General features: G+C 63.6%; 16 protein-coding genes. 9 read left to right on the top strand and 7 right to left on the bottom strand.

Annotated elements, in window-relative coordinates; genetic code table 11:
- Window positions 1–20: 20 nt before the first annotated feature.
- Window positions 21–1154: an NAD(P)/FAD-dependent oxidoreductase gene (locus DBIPINDM_RS27280; protein WP_258582097.1), complete on the bottom strand. Its 1134-nt coding sequence runs from the start codon at window positions 1152–1154 to the stop codon at window positions 21–23.
- Between the two features lie 37 nt (window positions 1155–1191).
- Entirely contained in the window at window positions 1192–1860 is a 669-nt protein-coding gene (locus DBIPINDM_RS27275; RefSeq protein WP_258582096.1) for a peroxiredoxin, read from the bottom strand.
- Between the two features lie 147 nt (window positions 1861–2007).
- Here DBIPINDM_RS27275 and DBIPINDM_RS27270 point away from each other — a divergent pair, with 147 nt between their 5' ends.
- On the top strand, window positions 2008–3714 hold the full coding sequence (locus tag DBIPINDM_RS27270; protein ID WP_258582095.1) for a BTAD domain-containing putative transcriptional regulator: 1707 nt from the start codon (window positions 2008–2010) through the stop codon (window positions 3712–3714).
- Window positions 3715–3779: 65 nt separating this feature from the next.
- Here the strand turns inward: DBIPINDM_RS27270 and DBIPINDM_RS27265 are convergent, their stop codons facing one another.
- Window positions 3780–5234 (bottom strand): PLP-dependent aminotransferase family protein, encoded by a 1455-nt coding sequence (locus DBIPINDM_RS27265; protein ID WP_258582094.1) that lies wholly within the window; start codon window positions 5232–5234, stop codon window positions 3780–3782.
- A 97-nt stretch (window positions 5235–5331) separates the two neighbouring features.
- Here DBIPINDM_RS27265 and DBIPINDM_RS27260 point away from each other — a divergent pair, with 97 nt between their 5' ends.
- The 7 genes from DBIPINDM_RS27260 to DBIPINDM_RS27230 all read left to right on the top strand — a co-directional run bounded on the left by DBIPINDM_RS27260 (window position 5332) and on the right by DBIPINDM_RS27230 (window position 12241).
- Window positions 5332–6450 carry a Gfo/Idh/MocA family protein gene (locus DBIPINDM_RS27260; protein ID WP_258582093.1) on the top strand — a complete coding sequence of 373 codons (1119 nt, stop codon included), beginning with the start codon at window positions 5332–5334 and terminating at the stop codon, window positions 6448–6450.
- Window positions 6447–7346 carry a myo-inosose-2 dehydratase gene (gene iolE, locus DBIPINDM_RS27255; RefSeq protein ID WP_258582092.1) on the top strand — a complete coding sequence of 300 codons (900 nt, stop codon included), beginning with the start codon at window positions 6447–6449 and terminating at the stop codon, window positions 7344–7346. Before DBIPINDM_RS27260 ends, iolE begins: the two co-directional genes overlap by 4 nt.
- A gap of 113 nt (window positions 7347–7459) precedes the next feature.
- Complete coding sequence (locus DBIPINDM_RS27250; RefSeq protein WP_258582091.1) at window positions 7460–8416, top strand: sugar ABC transporter substrate-binding protein; 957 nt, start codon at window positions 7460–7462, stop codon at window positions 8414–8416.
- A gap of 151 nt (window positions 8417–8567) precedes the next feature.
- Window positions 8568–9665, top strand: a complete 1098-nt coding sequence (locus DBIPINDM_RS27245; RefSeq protein WP_258582090.1) for an ABC transporter permease — start codon at window positions 8568–8570, stop codon at window positions 9663–9665.
- Window positions 9665–10459, top strand: a complete 795-nt coding sequence (locus DBIPINDM_RS27240) for an ATP-binding cassette domain-containing protein (RefSeq protein ID WP_258582089.1) — start codon at window positions 9665–9667, stop codon at window positions 10457–10459. Before DBIPINDM_RS27245 ends, DBIPINDM_RS27240 begins: the two co-directional genes overlap by 1 nt.
- Before the next feature lie 116 nt (window positions 10460–10575).
- Window positions 10576–10806 carry a hypothetical protein gene (locus DBIPINDM_RS27235; RefSeq protein WP_258582088.1) on the top strand — a complete coding sequence of 77 codons (231 nt, stop codon included), beginning with the start codon at window positions 10576–10578 and terminating at the stop codon, window positions 10804–10806.
- 268 nt (window positions 10807–11074) lie between these two features.
- On the top strand, window positions 11075–12241 hold the full coding sequence (locus DBIPINDM_RS27230; protein ID WP_258589354.1) for an alpha/beta hydrolase family esterase: 1167 nt from the start codon (window positions 11075–11077) through the stop codon (window positions 12239–12241).
- A gap of 56 nt (window positions 12242–12297) precedes the next feature.
- Here the strand turns inward: DBIPINDM_RS27230 and DBIPINDM_RS27225 are convergent, their stop codons facing one another.
- The 4 genes from DBIPINDM_RS27225 to DBIPINDM_RS27210 all read right to left on the bottom strand — a co-directional run bounded on the left by DBIPINDM_RS27225 (window position 12298) and on the right by DBIPINDM_RS27210 (window position 17533).
- Window positions 12298–12900, bottom strand: a complete 603-nt coding sequence (locus DBIPINDM_RS27225) for a general stress protein (RefSeq protein ID WP_258582087.1) — start codon at window positions 12898–12900, stop codon at window positions 12298–12300.
- Window positions 12901–12925: 25 nt separating this feature from the next.
- A complete protein-coding gene (locus DBIPINDM_RS27220; protein ID WP_258582086.1) occupies window positions 12926–13675 on the bottom strand; it encodes a DUF4142 domain-containing protein in 750 nt (249 codons plus the stop codon).
- 123 nt (window positions 13676–13798) lie between these two features.
- Complete coding sequence (locus DBIPINDM_RS27215) at window positions 13799–16237, bottom strand: GcvT family protein (protein ID WP_258582085.1); 2439 nt, start codon at window positions 16235–16237, stop codon at window positions 13799–13801.
- Between the two features lie 252 nt (window positions 16238–16489).
- Window positions 16490–17533, bottom strand: coding sequence for a LysR family transcriptional regulator (locus tag DBIPINDM_RS27210; RefSeq protein WP_258582084.1), 1044 nt, complete (start codon window positions 17531–17533; stop codon window positions 16490–16492).
- Between DBIPINDM_RS27210 and DBIPINDM_RS27205 the strand changes: the two genes are divergently transcribed.
- The gene (locus DBIPINDM_RS27205) at window positions 17518–18702 is read left to right on the top strand and encodes a serine hydrolase domain-containing protein (protein ID WP_258582083.1); all 1185 of its coding nucleotides are present in this window, start codon (window positions 17518–17520) and stop codon (window positions 18700–18702) included. The two genes, DBIPINDM_RS27210 and DBIPINDM_RS27205, sit on opposite strands and share 16 nt — an antisense overlap.
- Window positions 18703–18735 lie beyond the last annotated feature (33 nt).

The following is an 18735-nucleotide window of genomic DNA, read 5'->3' as shown; positions in this document are numbered from 1 at the left end:
GCGCCCGCCTTTGTCGAAGGTCAATGCCCGAACCAGCGGGCCTTGCGGCTGGAGCCGAAATTCACCTTGTCGACTCGCAAGGCCTCCGATGGTTCGTAGAAAGTACCGGTGGGTTTTGGACCAGAGAAGAAATCCACATCCACCCTGGCGATCCGGTTGGCCCCGAATTCGATGTAGCAGGATCCCGCCCCCGGGTTCCTGGCCGTCGGTTCCTCATGGCGGAGCCTGGCGATCAGGTTAGCAGCAACGGTGCGTGCGGCGCCCTCGGCAAAGACGCCCGCCTTCGGCGCGCCCGTATTGGCCAGATCCCCCAGCGCGTAGACGCCGGAAAAGCGGGTTTCCAGTGTGCGCGGATCGATGGTGACCCAGCCGCCTTCGGTAATGCCGGCCTCGACGACGACATCGGGCGCGCGGTTCCTGGGCACGCCCAGGAACAGATCGCAGGGCAGTTCGCCGCCATTGTCGAGCGTCACAACCTTGCGACCCTCGTCCACGGAAACCACGCGGGTGCTGGGGATGAAGGTGATGTCGCACTCGGCGAAGGCCGCGAGCAGCGCCTTCGATGTTTCGGGAGAAGGCGGCACCGGGCTGGACATCGAGTTCACATAGGTGATCTGGCAATCGCCCCGGACGCCCCTCTCGGTCAGGTAGTCATGCAGCATCAAGGCACATTCGCTGGGCGCGGGCGGGCATTTGTAGGGCGCGCCGCAGACGCCGATCACGGCATGGCCGTGGGTGAAGCCGGGCAGCACCTTGGCCATGTGGGCCGCGCCCGCAACCGAGTAGAATTCGTTGCGGCCGAGCGTGATGCCAGGTGTGGTCGAGACGTCATAGTCGGCGCCGAGAGCGATCACCAGTATGTCCGCCTCGTGCACACCTTTGTCCGTCGTCACGCGCCGCCGTTCCGGGTCGATGACGGTGACAGTCTCGCGCTTCATCTTGACGCCAGCCTTGGCATAGTCGGCGTAGGGCAGCCGCACAGCCGTTTCGGTTGCGCGGCCGAACATCAGATCAAGCTTGGCAAAGCCGAACACGAAGAAATCCGACTTGTCGATCAGGGTGACAGCAATGCTGTCACCCAAAGCTTCGGACAAGGACGTGCTGAGCTCGAGCCCGCCGAAACCGGCGCCAAGAATAAGGATACGGGTTTTCATACTGTCACCTCCTGTTGCCGGGTGTCTTTGGGAAGGCTCAGGCGTTGCTGCGAGGCTGCGGGACGATACGAATATAAGGCTTGGGCTGCTTCCAGCCGTCGGGATAGAGCACCTTGGCTTCATCGTTCGAAACCGAACCCGCAATGATCACGTCGTCGCCATGCCGCCAGTTCACTGGAGTAGCGACGCGGTGCTTGGCGGTCAGTTGCATGGAGTCCACCACGCGCAGGATCTCGTCGAAGTTTCGCCCGGTGGTCATCGGATAGGCGATCATCAGCTTGATCTTCTTGTCGGGCCCGATGACGTAGACATGGCGCACCGTCTGGTTGTCGGCCGCCGTGCGCCCCTCGGCGCTGTCGCCGGCCGTGGCGGGCAGCATATCGTAGAACTTGGCAATGGCCAGCATCGGGTCGCCGATCATCGGGAAGTTCGGTGCATGACCCTGGGTCTCGGCAATGTCATCAGCCCACCCGGCATGACGTTCGACCGGATCGACGGAGAGCCCGATGATCTTGACGCCGCGCTTGTCGAACTCGGGCTTCAGCTTGGCCATGTAACCGAGTTCGGTGGTGCAGACCGGGGTAAAATCCTTGGGATGGGAAAACAGGATGCCCCATGAATTGCCCAGCCAATCGTGGAAGCTGATTGGGCCGTGGGTGGTTTCGGCGGTGAAGTCAGGCGCGGTGTCGGCGATACGAAGAGACATTTCATCCTCCTGTGAGAGACGGTTGGAATTGACTACGGGTGCAGACTAGGCAACCTATGTTCCGCCAGCGTTCCCCGCCGCGCAGGTGCTTGTGACGGCCGGATTTCGGGCACGCGCGGCGCCTCGCGTCCTGAAAGGGTCTTCCGGTTGCGCGTTCGAATTCAATTGCTTGGCGGCTTCAGCGTCAGTCTGGACGATCAGGTCATCCCGGTCGCGGCGTGGCGCCGGGATCGTGGCGCCGCACTGGTGAAGCTGCTGGCCGTCACTCGTTCGCACCGCATTCACCGCGAACAGGTGATGGAGGCCTTTTGGCCCGATCTCGATCCGGAGGCCGCCGGCGCCAACCTGCGCAAGGCCATCCACTTTGCCCGCCGCGCGCTGGGCGCCCATGACCTCATCGAACAAGCGGCTGAAATTATCGCACTCGCCCCGGCCGCCGACCTCGAGATCGACGTCGAGACGTTCGAGACCGCCGCCAGGCTTGCCTTGCGCGGCGAGGAAATCGCCGCCCTTGAAGCGGCCGCCGATCTCTACACGGGAGACCTGCTGCCGGACGATCCCTATGTCGACTGGTTCGAAACACCCCGCCAGGCCCTGCGGCAGCGCTATGCCGCCGTGCTACGGGCCGGCAAGCTGTGGCAGCGCCTGATTGCGATGGACCCGGCCGACGAGCAGGCGCAGTGTGCCCTGATGCAATCGGCGCTCGACGCCGGCAACCGGGCCGAGGCGATCCGGCTGTTCAATCAGTTGAGCGACTGCCTGCGGATCGATCTCGGGGTCGGTCCCGGCGCGGAAACCGTGAAGCTGTACGAAAAGGCGCTGGCCGTGCCCTCCATCGACCCCGTCGGCTTGAGCGACCGCATCCGCGCCTCGCTGGCCTGGGGCCTGCTGCACCTGCAAAGCGGCGACTTCGCCAGAGCCGGCCAGGTCGGCCGGGAAACCCGCGAACTGGCCATGGGCGCGGGGTTGGCCCGCGAGGTTGGCGAGGCCAGCGCCTTGATCGGCCTGGTGGCCCACATGCAGGGCCAGTGGCGCGAACTATTCAGGGCTGAGTTCATCGAATGGGTCCGCTCCAAGCCGGCCTTCGTCTCCAACGTTTTTGACGGGCATCTGTGCCTGGCCGAATTCTGCCTCTGCAGCGCCAAGGGCCACCACGACATCGCCGCCTCGGCACGAGAGCTCCTGTCGGTGGCCGAGGGCGCCGGCTCGGTCGCCGGGCGCGGCCTGGCCTCGCTGGTGCTGGGCGAAGCAGCGCTCTTCTCGGGCCAGTTGGCCGAGGCCGAACGCATGCTGATGGAAGCCGAAAGACTCCACGCGCGGGTGGGAGCCGTGGCCGGCCGTGTGCTGGCGCTCCAGCGCCTGACGGAACTCGCGCTTGCCCGCCGCCAGAAATGGCAGGCAGGACGGTTGATCCACCGCGCCACCACCCTTGCCCAGTCTTCCTGGCTTGCGCCGCACCTGCTGATCAGCCTGAAAGGGCTCGAGGTGCGCGCCGCCGCCACCCCCGAGAGGATCGCCGAGACCATTCGCGAAGGTGACCGCATGCTGTCATCGGGCTGCAATTGCCAGCCTTGCTCGATGACCTTCCGTACCGCGGCTGCCGTCGCACAGGCCGAGGCGGGCGAGATCGAGCAGGTCAGCCGCCGGCTCGACGAGGCTGAGCGGGTCGCCGGCATGTGGAACGGCGGCCCCTGGGTGGCGGCCGTGTGGGAAGCGCGCGGCGTGCAGCGCCGGGCCGAGCGTAACGAAACCCGGGCCCTGGCGGCGTTCGAGGAAGCAGCCACGCGCTTTGCTGCGCTTGGCAGGCCCATTGACGAGGTGCGTTGTCGGGAACGGATGGCAGATCCGGGCTAGTACCGCCCAGCGGCACGAGTCCAGCTAAAAAAAGTGAATAATCCCAGGTGCTTACTCGGGACTGTTCATCGCGAAAAATGGGCTCTTAGCACGGCACGAAACTTTTGCATCGTCTTTTCGGTCGTCTGTGCATCGGCCGCCGCAAAGCCCATGACGAGGCCGTTCTGCTCCGTGCCGTGACGGTACTGGATCGACAGCGCCGAGACGTTGATGCCCTGCTGGAGCGCCGCCTCGGCAACCGCCCTGTCGCTGCATCTCTCGCGGAAAATGCCAACGACCTGGATGCCGGATTCGGTCGTATGGAAATCCAGCCATTCCCCGAGATGCCTTTGCGCGCTTTCCAGGAAGAACTGCCGCCTCTCCGCATAGAGACGCCGCATGCGCCTGAGATGGCGGGTGAAATGCCCCTCATTCATGAAGTCCGCGAGCGCGGCCTGGGTGAGCAAGGGAGCGAACTGGCCGCTCACGCTCAGCGCCGAGACGATCGTATGGTCTATCGCCTTGGGCGCCACCATAAAGCCGAGGCGCATGGCCGGGAAAAGGATCTTGGCGAAGGTCCCGACATAGACCACGCGGTCTGACGCGCCGATGCCTTGCAATGCCGGAATGGGCTGGCCCTGAAAACGGTATTCGCCGTCATAGTCGTCCTCGATGATCCAGGAGCGCCAGGTCTCGGCCATATGCAAGAGATTGAGCCGCTGCTCCATCGGCATGGTTATGCCGAGCGGGTGATGGCAGGAGGGCGTCACGAAAATCATGCGCGGAATGACAGGCGGCGGATCAAGGTTCCAGCCGGCGTTGCCGACGCGCAGCGGCACCAGTTTCGCGCCGGCCGAGACAAAGGCCGAACCGGCGCCGTAATAGCCTGGCTCCTCCATCCACACCGTATCACCGTCATCGATCAGCAGCCGGGCCAGCAGGTCGAACGCCGACTGCGCACCGTTGGTGACGACGATCTGCTCGGCGGTGCACTTCACGCCGCGCGAGGCGGTGAGATAGCGCGCTATGGCCTCGCAAAGCGGTGGATAGCCTTTGACGTGATAGGTGCCGAAAAGATCGATATGCGCGAATTTGGCGCGGCGGCTGAGCAGTTTCGACCAGGTGTTGAACGGAAAATTGTCCGGGTCCGGCATGCCGGGATGAAAGGCAAGCATGCCTGGCCGGCCATGATGGTAGGGTTGCGCAAGCATGGTCTGCCCGCGCCGCGATATCGGGTTGGCGTCCTCGACCGAGACAAGTTCCGCCGCCACCGAACGGGTCGGCAGGTCCATCACCACCGAGGGCCTGCGCGGCCGTATCGCCAGATACCCCTCCAGCGCCAGCTGGTCGCAAGCGGCAATCACCGTGTTGCGCCCGACATTCAGGTCCCGCGCCATCACCCGTGTCGAGGGCAATGCGTGGCCGCTCGGCAGCACGCGCCGTTCGATCAGGCCGCGCAACTGGACATAGAGCTGCCGGTGCAAATTGGCGGGACTGTCGCGATCGAGGGCGATGCCGTCGATGGGAAAGCTGGTCTTCATCTGGTTCCGAAAAATCAATGGAATCTGGCTCTCACAATGGAACCAAAGCAGCCTTAGGCTCAAGCAAAAAGCGTTCGGGTTCAGATGGGGCTGGCCGATGCAGTGCATAAGGGTGGGAGTGATCGGTGCGGGCGGCGTCGCCCAGGTCGAGCACATTCCGAACCTGCTCAAACTGCACCGGCAGTTCAAGATCGTCGGTGTCTACGACCCTTCGCGCAAAGTCCGCGCCTTTGTCGGCGAGGAATTCGGCCTCGAAACATTCGCCGATCTCGACGCGCTGCGCGCGATGCCGCTTGACGCCGTGATCATCGCCTCGCCGGATGCGCTGCACCGCGAACAGAGCCTCGCCGCCTTTGCCAGGGGGCTGCATGTCTTCTGTGAAAAGCCGCTTTGCTACAGTGCGGGGGATATCGACGAATTGATCGCGGCCAGGGATCGCGCCGGAAAGGTGCTCCAGGTCGGCTACATGAAGCGTTTCGACCCGAGCTACGAGGCGGCATTGAAAATGCTGCCCGGCACGGCGCGGACGCTTCGCTATATTTCGGTCGAGGTCAACGATCCCGACGCCTGGCCCTTCATCCGGCACGCCTCCACTTGCCGGGGTGACGACGTCGCGGCGGAATTGATTGCCTCGACCGAAGCCAGGCAGCGCGAGCAGGTGGCGCGCGCCGTGCCGGGGCTGGACGATCCCGACGCCTTTCGCGGCTTTGTCGGCGCCTATTGTTCGTCGATCGTGCACGACGTCAACGCCGTCCATGGCTTGCTTGACGCGCTGGGTATCGCCGACGGAGAAATCGTCGGCGCCTCGCTCTTCGCCAAGGGCGAAGGTGGTCAGGGCGCCGTGCGGCTGCTCGACGGCCAGGCAATGTGGAACATGGTCCATATCGCCATTCCCAGGTTGCCCGATTATCGCGAGCGCATCACGCTCTATTTCGACGATGCCTCTCTCGAACTGGAATTCCCCTCGCCCTATCTCAACCACCAGCCGACGCGGCTGACCATCCGCACCGGCGACGGCCACACGCTTTCCAGCCGCGACATAAGCAGCGGCTACGAAGAAGCGTTCGTCGAGGAGTTGAAAGGCTTCTGGTCGGCGATCGTCGAAGGCACGCCGGAGCGCAACACCGCCGAGCATGCCCGCCGCGACATGACGCTGCTGGCCAGACTCGCCCGCCATCACCTTGCCCAGTTGAAGCAATCAGGAGTTCGCCCGTGAAGGTTCGCATCGGCATCAATCCGATCACCTGGACCAACGATGACGTGCCGGAACTCGGCGGCGATACACCGCTTGAGGTCTGTCTCAGCGAAACCAGGCAGGCCGGTTATTCCGGCACCGAACTTGGCGGCAAGTTTCCGCGCCGCTCGGCTGAACTGAAGCCGATCATGCAGCGCTATGACCTTGCCGTGATTTCCGGCTGGTATGACGGCCGTTGCGACGAGAAGGACCTCAGTGCGGAAATGGATGCGATCGCGCCGCATCTCCAGCTCTTGAAGGATATGGGCTCGACCCATGTCGTCTATGCCGACACCTCGCGCGGTCGCCACAACGCCATCTGGGGGCCGATCTCGCAGCGCCCGGCCCTCAGCCCTGAAGAGTGGCCGGCCTATGGCCGCAAGCTGACCGAACTCGCCGAACGGATGGCGGATTTCGGTGTGCGCATGGCCTTTCACCACCATATGGGGACCATCGTCGAAACCGACGCCGAGGTCGGCCTCCTGATGCGGCACACCGGCGAAGCGGTCGGCCTGCTCTACGACACCGGCCATTCGACATTTTCGGGCGGCGACCCGCTGGCCCTCGTCAAGGCGCACGTCAAACGCGTCGTGCATGTGCACTGCAAGGACGCACGCAAAGCCGTGCTTGAGCGTGCCCGCGCCGGGGACATGAGTTTCATGGGTGCGGTCATGGAAGGGATCTTCACCGTCCCCGGCGACGGCTCCATCGACTACCCCGCCATTTTGCGCGTGCTGGCCGACAATGGTTACAGCGGCTGGCTGGTCGTCGAGGCCGAGCAGGATCCCAACAAGGCCAATCCGCTGACCTATGCGACAATGGGATTCCTGAACCTGTCGCGCATGGCGAGGCAAGCTGGATTTGACGTCATTGAGTGATCGAGGCCGCCATGCGGCCTCCAGGGAACCAGTGCTGAGGAATGAAACTGGAATGAAGGGGCAACTGGACTGCCGACCGTAATTGCGGCGGCGGAAAACAAACAGGAGGTTCTATGTTTTCGCTTGCGAAATTAATAAAGCCTGCGCTCGGCCTGCTGGCCGGCTTCACGATGATGATGGCGGCCACGACCTTTGCGGCCGCCGATGAGACGCGCGTGGTGTTCGTCACCCACGGCCAGAGCGGCGACCCCTACTGGTCGGTCGTCAAGAACGGCATGGACGATGCCGCCAAGACCTTGGGCGTCAAGGCCGAATATCTGGCGCCTGAAACCTTCGACATGGCCAAGATGGCGCAGATGATCGACGCCATCACGGCCTCGAAGCCGGACGGCATGGTTGTTTCGATCCCCGATGCGGCGGCCCTTTCGGCTCCGGTCAAGAATGCCGTCGCCGCCGGCATTCCGGTCATCATCATCGATTCCGGCGGCTCGAAACTCACCCATGACCTTGGCGGCCTGCTGTTCATGGGGCAGGATGAGTTCCAGGCGGGCGTCATGGCCGGCGAGCGCATCAAGGCGCTCGGCCTCACCAAGGCGGTCTGCGCCAACCATGAGGTCGGCAATTCGAGCCTTGACGACCGTTGCGCCGGCTTTGCCAAGGGTCTGGGCGTCGATGTGCCGGTGATGAACGGCGTCATCGACCCGACCGAGATGAAGAACCGCGTGATCGCCTACATGACCGCTCATGCCGATACACAGTTCATTCTCGCCGTCGGCGCCAGCGGTGCCGAACCGACGCTGGCCGCGCTTGATGAATTGGGCCTGTCGGGCAAAGTGAAGACCGGCACGTTCGATCTCTCCCCCACGATCCTGCAGGCCGTCGTCGCTGGCAAGATGGAGTGGGGCATCGACGCCCAGCAATATGCCATGGGCTACATCCCGATCGCGATGTTCGATCTCTGGAAGAAGTACAAGATCATGCCGATCGCCGACTATCCGACCGGCCCCGGCTTCGTCACCAAGGACACCGCCGCCTCGGTTATCGAGCTGTCGAAACTCGGCAAGCGCTGACACTGGCGGCCGGGGCTTCGCTCCGGCCGCACCATCAGAGCAATTCCAGGAAAAGTGTGAGCGGTTTTCCGTCCGGAATTGCGTCAAGGCAAGGAGATAGAGCTGTTCAGCGTGAAACGATGAACGGCTCTATGTGAAGGGCAACGCAGTCATGGTTTCAGAGATTCGCGACGAGCGGGTCCGGTCCGTCTCACGCCTCAGCCGCCTGTTGAGCAGGCCGGAGCTTGGCGCGGCCGCCGGCACCGTGCTGGTCTTCGTGTTCTTCGCCATCACGGCGGGAAGCACGGGACTTTTCAGTGCCAAGGGCATCGTCAACTTCCTCGAAGTCTCGGCCCAGCTTGGCATTCTCGCCGCACCCGTGGCTCTGCTGATGATCGCCGGCGAGTTCGATCTGTCGGTCGGCTCGATGATCGGCTTTGCCGGCATCCTCATCGCCATCCCTGCCGTTTTCTGGGGTTGGCCGATCTGGCTTTCGCTGCTGTTCACCTTCGCCGTCTGCGGCGGCATCGGCGCGCTCAACGGGCTCGCCGTCGTCAGGACCGGACTGCCCTCCTTCATCGTGACGCTCGGCAGCCTGTTCATGCTGCGCGGCCTGACCCTGGGTCTCACACGCGGCATATCAGGGCGGACCCAGGTGTCGGGCGTGCATGAACTGGCGTTGCACGATCCGCTCAACAGCCTGTTTTCGGGACAGGTGTTTTCCGGCCTGATCGCCTGGCTTGCCGACATCGGCCTGATCGGCAAGCGGGCGGACGGCCTGCCGTCGATTTCGGGCATTCCGGTGTCGATCGTGTGGTGGATCGCGCTGACCCTGGCCTGCACCTGGCTGCTGACGCGCAGCCGCTTCGGCAACTGGATCTTCGCCGCCGGCGGCGAAGCCAATGCCGCCCGCAATCTCGGCGTGCCGGTGGCGCGCACCAAGATCACGCTGTTCGTCATGACGGCACTTGCGGCTGCCCTGTTCGCGGCGATCCAGGTGCTTGTCACCGGCTCGGCCGACACGCTGCGCGGCACGCAGAAGGAATTCGAGGCAATCATTGCCGTCGTCATCGGCGGCACGCTGCTCACCGGCGGCTACGGATCGGCGGTCGGCGCCATGTTCGGCGCCCTGATCTTCGGCGTCGTGCAGATGGGCATCTTCTACACCGGCATCGACACCGACTGGTTCAAGCTGTTCATGGGCGCCATGATGGTCATCGCGGTGCTGTTCAACAGCTATGTACGCAACCGCGCCATGAGGAGCCGGTGATGGCCGAGCCCTATGTCGAACTGAAATCGGTCAGCAAATATTTCGGCTCGGTGGTCGCGCTGAAGGATGTGTCTTTCGATGTCTGCCCCGGCGAGGTGCATTGCCTGCTCGGCGACAATGGCGCAGGCAAGTCGACACTGATCAAGACGCTGTCCGGCGTCTACACGCCCGATGAGGGCGAAATCCGCGTCCAGGGCAAACCGACACGGTTTGCCTCGCCCGCCGATACGCGCGACAGCGGCATCGCGACCGTTTACCAGGACCTGGCGCTGGTGCCGCTGATGAGCGTGGCGCGCAACTTCTTCCTCGGGCGCGAGCCGATGCGCAAGTTCGGGCCGATCAGCCAGTTCGACGCCGAGTTCGCCAACCGCACCGCCTATGACGAGATGTCGGCGATGGGCATCCAGCTGCGCGATCCCGAACAGCCGGTCGGCACGCTGTCTGGTGGCGAACGGCAATGCCTGGCCATTGCCCGTGCCGTCTATTTCGGCGCCAAGGTGCTGATCCTGGACGAGCCGACATCGGCGCTCGGGGTCCATCAGGCATCCGTGGTTCTGAAGCTCATCGTGCAATCCAAGGCGCGCGGCATCGGCGTCATCTTCATCTCCCACAACGTTCACCACGCCTATGTCGTCGGCGACCGCTTCACGCTCTTGAAGCGCGGCAGAAGCACCGGCACCTACGCCAAGGGCGAAATCGACCGCGACCAGCTGCTCAACCTGATGGCGGGCGGCAAGGAACTGGTGGATCTGGAACAGGAACTGGCAAAGTCGGCCAAGAGCAGCCCGGCTTGAGGTACGGCGCTGGTGGGAAGCCCTTGTAGCTGACCAGCCTGAATGGTGCGCATCGGTATCGGCGGAGCCGCGAATCTGTGCTAAGCCGCCGCGCAACCAACCAGAGGACGACAGCTGTGAGCGAACTGACCGTGGCCGAGGCGACCGAGAACATCTATGCTTCGCTTCGGGCAGACAATGCCGACATCGACGCACATATTGCGACGCTTAAGGCAGCCCTGGCACGGGAGGGGATAAAACAGGCGGTGTTCGATCCGACCAAGCTGGCGCAGAACAACCGCTCGGGCCGCAAGTTGATGCAGGCTTATTTTCGCCAGCGCGGCGTGAGCGTGAGGTTCTCGGACTAGAGCAATTCCAGGAAAAGTGTGAACGGTTTTCCGTCCGGAATTGCGTCAAAACAAAGAGTTAGAACCGCGCGCAGTCGATTTTGAGCGCGCCGTTGGGAGCGCTCGGCCGGTCCGGCGGTTTGCCGACCGGGAGCCGGGACGGCCTGGAACGGAGCATTCGCCTCTCGTCTACCCCAGCGTAAGCTTGCTATTGTGCAGTGCAGCAACGATGTTGCTGCATGTGCATTGTGCTCGGGCTTCCGCCATTCCGGCGGTCCAGGATCTCGATTTGCGGAACATCTCAGATACGATCGCCCGCCTTTCGGCCATGCGAGGCCGGACGGCATTTTCCCAACAAAGCGACCTCGACAGTCTGGCCGACCTGGCCGCGTTCGGGTCCAATCCAGGCGCCTTGCGGGCACGCTTCTACGTTCCTGAGAACTTACCGCGCGAAGCCGCACTGGTCGTCGTCCTGCACGGCTGCACGCAGACGGCGGCCGGCTACGATCACGGGTCCGGCTGGTCGCGCCTGGCAGCCGAGGAAGGGTTTGCCGTGTTGTTCCCGGAACAACAGCGCGCCAACAATGCCAATCTCTGCTTCAACTGGTTCGTGCCCGAAGATGTCACCCGCGATCGCGGTGAAGCGCGCTCCATCCGCCAGATGATCGAAGCCATGGTAACGAAGCATGGCCTGGACCGCCGGCGCGTTTTCGTCACCGGTCTTTCCGCCGGCGGCGCCATGGCGGCGGCAATGCTGGCAACATATCCGGAGGTGTTCGCCGGCGGCGCAGTCATTGCCGGCCTTGCCTATGGCAGCGCATCGACGATCCCGGAGGCGTTCGATCGCATGCGTGGCCATGGCGGCCCAACCCCAGCGGAGCTCCAGCGACGCCTGGCGCAGGCTTCGCCACACAAAGGGAGATGGCCGAAGATTTCGATCTGGCAGGGCACGGCCGACCACACGGTAGCGCCGTCCAACGCTGACTCCCTTGTCGCCCAATGGCAGAGCGTTCATCGCGTAGAGGCAAGCCCTGTTCGAAAAGAGACGGTCGATGGACAAACGCGGCAGGTTTGGTGCGACGCCGATGGCCATGAGGTGATCGAAAAATACACCATTGCCGGCATGGACCATGGCACCCCCTTGAAGACGGGTGGCGAGGACGGCTTGGGCCATGCCGCACCGTTCATGCTGGATGTTGGAATATCGTCGACGAGACGTATGGCGGCCTTCTGGGATATTGCAAGCCGGGATGCACGAAGAGAGGCGAAGTTTGAGGCGGCCGCAGCGAACCCCACTGCAGGTACGGACTTGCGCCCATATATAGCGCCCGAAAAGCCAAGGCCTGCGCGGGTCGAACCTGCCGAACAAACGCGTCCGGGTGGTTCAACCGATTCTGCTACGGGCATTGGCAAGGTGATTGAAGATGCGCTTCGTGCAGCCGGCTTGATGCGCTAGCCAAAGGCTGTTCGGCAGAATGGCCCCGCCGCCTTTCGGCAGCGAGGCCCTGTCGATCAAACTCGATTCACGTCGCGAGCGCCGTCCCGGCCGATTTCGTTCGAGCGGTAGTTTTCCGCGTCGGCGTCAAAGCCGGTCCAACCGTCGGCCTGGTATTCGCCGCGCCGTGCTTCCAGGTTAACAGACGTAGCCTGCCCCAGAATCCTTTCGGCCTCCGGCACCAGCTGGTCGTCGACCTTGGCGGTGACCAGCGTGCCGCCGCGACGCACGCCCTCGGCGTAGACATGGGCATCATTCTCAGGGACACCGGAATCGGTAAGCGCCCCGACGATGCCACCAGCGGCACCGCCAACCACGGCACCGCCAACGGCACCGACGGCAGTGGCAGCCAGCCACCCGGCAGCCACCACCGGACCAACGCCCGGAATGGCCATCAGGCCAAGTCCGGCGAGCAATCCACCGGCGCCACCGATCGCGGCTCCCAGTCCGGCGCCGCCGGCAGCGTCGTCGGCGGCCTTGGACCCGTTGTTGTCGTGCTGATTGTCCGAATTGCTGGAAACGATGCTGATATCGTCACGCGCAACACCGCTGGCTTCCAATTCGCCGACGGCGTCGGAGGCATCATCGTAATTGTCGAATAGGCCGGTTACGGTTTTCATGGTTTTGATCTCCTGGATTTCAGTTTCAGTTGGTGCCGGCAACGACGTTGCCCTTGTAGTCCAGCGCCACGGTGGTGTTCTTGCCGTCCTTGTTGGCCTGGCCACGCCAGATGCCCTGGTCGTCCTTGGTCAGCTTCGACACATCGGCGAAGCCGGCATCCTGGATGCGGCCCTTTGCCTGGTCTTCGGTGAAGCTGTTGGCGCCGGAAAGCGGAGGTGTCTGGTCGGGCTTGTCACCGACAGTGACCTTGGGCGTCTGCGAACTTGACGACTGGGTGCCCATGGTCGCCGCGATCTTTTCGATCATCTCCTGGTGCATCTTGAGCGTCGGCACCGTCTGCTGGGCGAACGTCTTCAGCTCGGCGTTGTCGCCGTCCTTGGCGTAGCTCTCGAACAGCTTCACGGCATCGGTGTGCGCGTCGCGCTGCATCTGGACGTAGGGGCCGTCGATCGGATCCTTGCCGTTCTGCAAAGTGTCGACATCACCCTTATGCTTGGCGTCCAATTCCTTGGGAACCGTCAGCTTCTGTTCGCCGGCGATCGTCTCCAGCTTGGCGTTGGCCGCACCGTGATCGTCGATCATCTTGTGGGCGAAATCCTTGATGCTCTGATCCTGCACCTTGCCTTCGACAACCTTGCTCGAATCGACCTCGAACATGCCGCCAGCAGCGGCCTTGTTGACGAAGTCCTGAGCGCTGTCGGCGGCGAGGGCGGGCATGGCGAAAGCCATGGCTGTGGCTGTGGCCAGTGAGGCCAGGAATAGGCGCGTTTTCATGGGGAAGGTCCTTTTTATGCACACATGTGCTGGGGACCTAACCTGCGCCAGTCGGCTTTGTTCCGGACGGTCGGAGATAATCTGGCAGTGACCTGCGGCGCACGGTGCGCGCCGGATGGCGCGCTACATCCGCGCCCTTGCCGAGGTAGGGTCATAGGGCGAATCCGCGATGACTTCAGCGGTCTTCCACTCCCCCAGTATGGCGACGTCGAGCTTCGTGCCGGGCTTGCTGAGACGCTCGGGCAGCAGCGCCAGCGCCAGATCATGTCCGAGCGTGTAGCCATAGCCGCCCGACGTGATGCGCCCGACCAGCTCACCATCGATGTATAGACCTTCGGAAGCAAGCGTGCTGGCGCCGTCGGTCTCTATTCTGAGCGTCACCGACCGGCGCTGGTCGTTCTTGTCCTTGTAATTCAGGACCGCATCGCGCCCGACGAAATCGCCCTTGTCGAGGCGGATGAAGCGCTCGAGCCCGCTCTCCAGTGCGTTGAGTTCGGGATTCATGTCGCGGTACATGGCGCGATAGGATTTCTCCAGCCGCAGCGATTCCAGCGCATGCAACCCGACGAGCCGCATGCCGTGCTTCTCGCCCTCTTTCAGGATCGCGTCGAGCAATTGCCGCTGGTAGGCCATGGGATGGTAGAGTTCCCATCCGAGCTCGCCTTCATAGTTGACGCGTAGCAGCCGCACGTCGCTGGCAAGCGCCACGCTGCCGGTCTTCACGCCGAACCAGGGAAAGCCCGCATTCGACAGATCGATCTCGGTCAGCGGCTGCAGCACGTCTCGCGCCTTCGGCCCCACGACCGTAAAGCAGCCGCGCTCGTTGGTGACATTCTTCAGGCTGACGCTGCCGTCGGCGGGAAGTAGTTTTGAGAGATCGTCGAAATTCCAGCGCTCGGCGCGCGGCGTCGAAATGAGGTAGAAGCTGTCTTCGCCAAGGCGCGCCACCATGTATTCCGCCTGCACGCCGCCTCCCGCCGTGAGGTGATGCGCCAGCGTCGCGCGGCCGACCGCCGGCAGGCGGTTGGCGAGGATCCTGTCGAGCCAGGCCGCCGCGTTCGGCCCCGACACCTCGAACTTGGTCATCGGCGTCATCTCGACCAGGCCGACGGCGTTGCGCACGACCTGCACCTCCTCGCCGACGAACACGCCCTTGGCGGTCCAGCGCCAGCTATACTGATCCTTGGCCTCGACGCCCTTGGGGGCGAACCAGTTGGGCATTTCCCAGCCGTTGAGCACGCCCCAGACCGCGCCCAGCTCGGTCAGCCGCTCATAGGACGGCGCGGTCTTCTGCGGCCGGGCGGCGGGCATGTCCTGCCCGGGATATTTCTGCTCCGCATGCGTGCCCCAGGCCTCGCGGACTTTCTCGCGCGTCCACGCCTTGTTGGCGTAGTCGCCGAAGCGGCGCGGGTCGAGATCGGAGGTGTCGAGACTGTTGCCGCCCTCGACGATCCGCTCCGACAGATAGTAGCCGATCGTGCCGCCCCACAGGATGCCGCCCGGCACGCCCTCGGCCAGCCAAACATTGGGCAGGCCCCAGGCCGGTCCCATCAGGGGCAGCTCGTCCGCCGTCATCTGGAAGGGGCCGCGGACATTGGCCTTGATCCCGGCGCGTCCCAGCGCCGGCACGAGTTGCGTTGCCTGCTCCCAGTTCCATGACACCGCCTCGAAATCTTCTTCGACGAGATCGGCGCCGAACCAGGCGGGAACGCCATCCTCGGCGAACAGTTTGAGGTGTTCGGTGCGCTCGTAGGGCCCGAACATGAAGCCGTCGCCCTCCTCGCGCAGATAGCCTTCAAAACCCTCGTCGCGCAGGATCGGCATTTCCGCGCGTCCCTGCTTCTTGCGCTCCACGACCTCCGGCACCGGCTCGGTGATCCAGTACTGGTGCAGGATCGGAATGGCGGGAATGTCGAGGCCGAGCAGCGCGCCGGTCTGGCGCGCGTAATTGCCGGTCGCGCAGACCACATGCTCGCAAATGATGTCGCCCTTGTTGGTCTGGATCCGCCATTCGCCGCCGGCAGTCCGCTGAAAGCCGGTGACCTCCGTGTTGAGATAGATCTTGGCGCCCAGATCCCGCGCGCCTTTGGCCATGGCATGGGTCACGTCGGCCGGCGCGATATGGCCGTCATCTGGATGATAGAGGGCGCCCAGCATATGCTTGTTGTCGAGAAGCGGGCACAGCGCCCTCGCCTCCGCCGGCGACAGTAACTGCGCCCGCATGCCCTGAACGTCGGCCACGCTCATATAGCTCTTGTATTCGTCGAGCCGGTCCCTGGAATTGGCAATTCGCAACTGGCCGCATTTGTGCCATCCGACAGGCTGCCCGGTCTCGGCCTCGAGCCCTTCATAGATCTCGATGGTCTTGTTGATCATCCGGCCGATATTGATGTTGCGGGCATAGGATGGGACGAGGCCGGCCGCATGCCAGGTCGAGCCGGCCGTCAGTTGCGTGCGTTCGAGCAGTGCAACATCGGTCCAGCCACGCTTGGCCAGGCCGTAAAGGATGCCCGCGCCGACACACCCGCCACCAACAATCACCACCCGCGCATATGTCTGCATCGACCCACCAAATCCCAAGCATTTCCAATGTGTACCGCCGAAGCTACAGGCGGCGAAAGGCCGTGTAACGTCTTCAAAAACTGGGGATGATGATAAGCTGGATTTATGCAGCCGGTACCTGGCCGCGCGTTCCGATCGCGCCATCAGGCGCCGCGCCGGGAGTTGCAGGTGGCGTAGAGGCGACTGAACCGGCGGCTTGGCCAGAAAGCCGATATCGCTTCAAGTCCCCTTTTTCCCTCAGGCCTTCCGATCTCAGGGAGCATCTTGCCCGACGGTCGTGTCGGTCCCGGCACGACCCGTTTTGAACCAGTCGATAAATGCCCGCAGTTTCGCCGGCTGGAGGTCACGCGACGGGAAATAGATGTGAAGCTGTTGCAGTTCTGGCTCATAGGCGTCCAGCACGCTGACCAATTCGCCGGATTCTATGGCCGCCTCCTCGGTAACTCGGAACCGCTGGGCCAATCCCAGTCCGGCGCGCGAAGCCAGTGCGAAATGTCCGTTATCGTCCAGGATGAGGACTGCCGGCGGATCCAGCAGGATGGTTTCTTCGCCACGACGCAGCGTGAGCGGCTCCAGCCGGCCGCTCCCGGGAAAGCGATAGCGGATGACCGCATGCCGCGACAGGTCTTCGGGCGTTTGGGGCTCGCCGGCCCGCGCCAGATAGTCCTTGCTGGCGAGCATCGACCGCCGCAGCGGCGGCCCGAGCGGGACGGAGATCATGTCCAGTTCCAGCGTGCCTCTGAAGCGTATGCCCGCATCGAAGCCGCCACTGACGATGTCGGTCAGGCGGTCATCCGTCGACAACTCCAGCCGGATTGCCGGGTAGCGCCTGACGAAACCGACCAGCGTGGGCAGGATGCAGATCTCGGCTGCAAGCCTCGACAGTGTAATCCTCAAATGTCCGGACGGCTCGCCATCCACCTCCCTGGCCGTTTCAATGGCTCCAGCAAGAAGACCAATCGGCCCTTCGATCGTCTCCAGCAACTGGCGCCCGCGCTCGGTAAGCCTGACGTTGCGACTTGTCCGATCGAACAGACGTATTCCCAGGCGAAGTTCAATCTGTCGGATCGACTGGGAGACTGCCGAAACCGAGATGCCGAGCCGGCCGGAAGCCGCGGTGAACCCACCAGCCCGTGCCACCATGCGGAAGACGGGCAGCCCGGCCAGGATACTGCTTTCCATCGTTAAGTCTGCCTTCATGATGCTTGCAGCGATGTGACCGTTTTTATTGAGGGTTGTCGAGCCTATTTCTCCGTTCGGTGCCGAAACGGAGATTGAACATGTCGCGAGAAACAACCTTTCCGTCCGCAGCACGGGCGATCGCTGCGCCCGTCCGGCCCTCTGGCGCAATGGTGGGCGCCCTCGATGAGGCTATCGACAGCGCACTGTCGGACGCACGCATCGTCGGATGTGTTCTGCTGGTTTCAGACCACGGCCAGATCGTATTCGAGCGTGCCGCCGGCCTGGCCGACCGTGAAGCGGGCAGGCCGATGAGAACCGACACGCCGTTCCGCTATGCCTCAGTCACCAAGCCCATCACAACCATGGCGGCGTTGAAGCTGATCGAGGCCGGGGCGCTCTCGGCCGAGGATCCGGTTGAAAAATGGCTGCCGGACTTCGCCCCCAAAACTATGGATGGAACGCCCGGGCAGATAAATGTGGCGCGGCTGATGTCGCACACCGCAGGGCTCGACTACCGCTTCCAGCAGGACAGCAATGGCGCCTACGCACAAGCCGGCGTGTCCGACGGGCTCGATGACGCCGATATCTCGCTGGCCGAGAATCTTGTCCGCATCGCCTCGATCCCTCTCAATTGCAGGCCCGGCTCGGCGTGGCGCTACTCGGTCGCCACCGACGTTTTGGGCGGTGTCGTCGAAGCCGTCACCGGCAAAACACTGCCACGGGCGATGGCCGATCTGGTCACGGCTCCGCTCGGCCTGACCGCGTCCTTCCATGCCAGGCCGGGCGAACTCGCGACGCCCTACCATGACGGCGAGACGGCGCCGATACGAATGACTGACGTAACAGAGGTGTCGCTGCCCGAATATCTGGGTTCGGCCGTGCGGTTCGATCCGTCGCGGATTGGTCGCGGCAGTGCTTTCCCGTCCGGTGGCGCGGGCATGGCGGGTACAGCGCACGATGTGTTGCGGCTGCTCGAGGCCTTTCGCGAGGGAGATTTCCTGTCCGCGCCACGCAGGCAGGACGCCAGCCGCATCAGGGTCGGTGCCGAAGCCATGGCGCAAGGGCCAGGATGGGGTTTTTCCTGGACGGGGGCAGTGCTTGTCGATCCCGCCGCGGCGAATTCGACGCTCTCCCCTGGAACCGTATCGTGGGGCGGCGTCTACGGGCACTGGTGGTGCATCGACCATCTGCGTGGACGCGTCGGCCTGCTGCTTACCAACACCGCCTACGAGGGAATGCTCGGGCTCTTGCCCCAGGCGATCGCCAAGGCACTCGGCAGTTGATGCGGCTCGCGCCTTCGAGCCAGGAGAACTGTT

Origin of the sequence: Mesorhizobium sp. AR02, assembly GCF_024746835.1 — a bacterium.
Classification (GTDB): Bacteria; Pseudomonadota; Alphaproteobacteria; order Rhizobiales; family Rhizobiaceae; genus Mesorhizobium.
The sequence above is the reverse complement of the archived record's forward strand: the minus strand, read 5'-3'. Positions and strand labels throughout refer to the sequence as shown.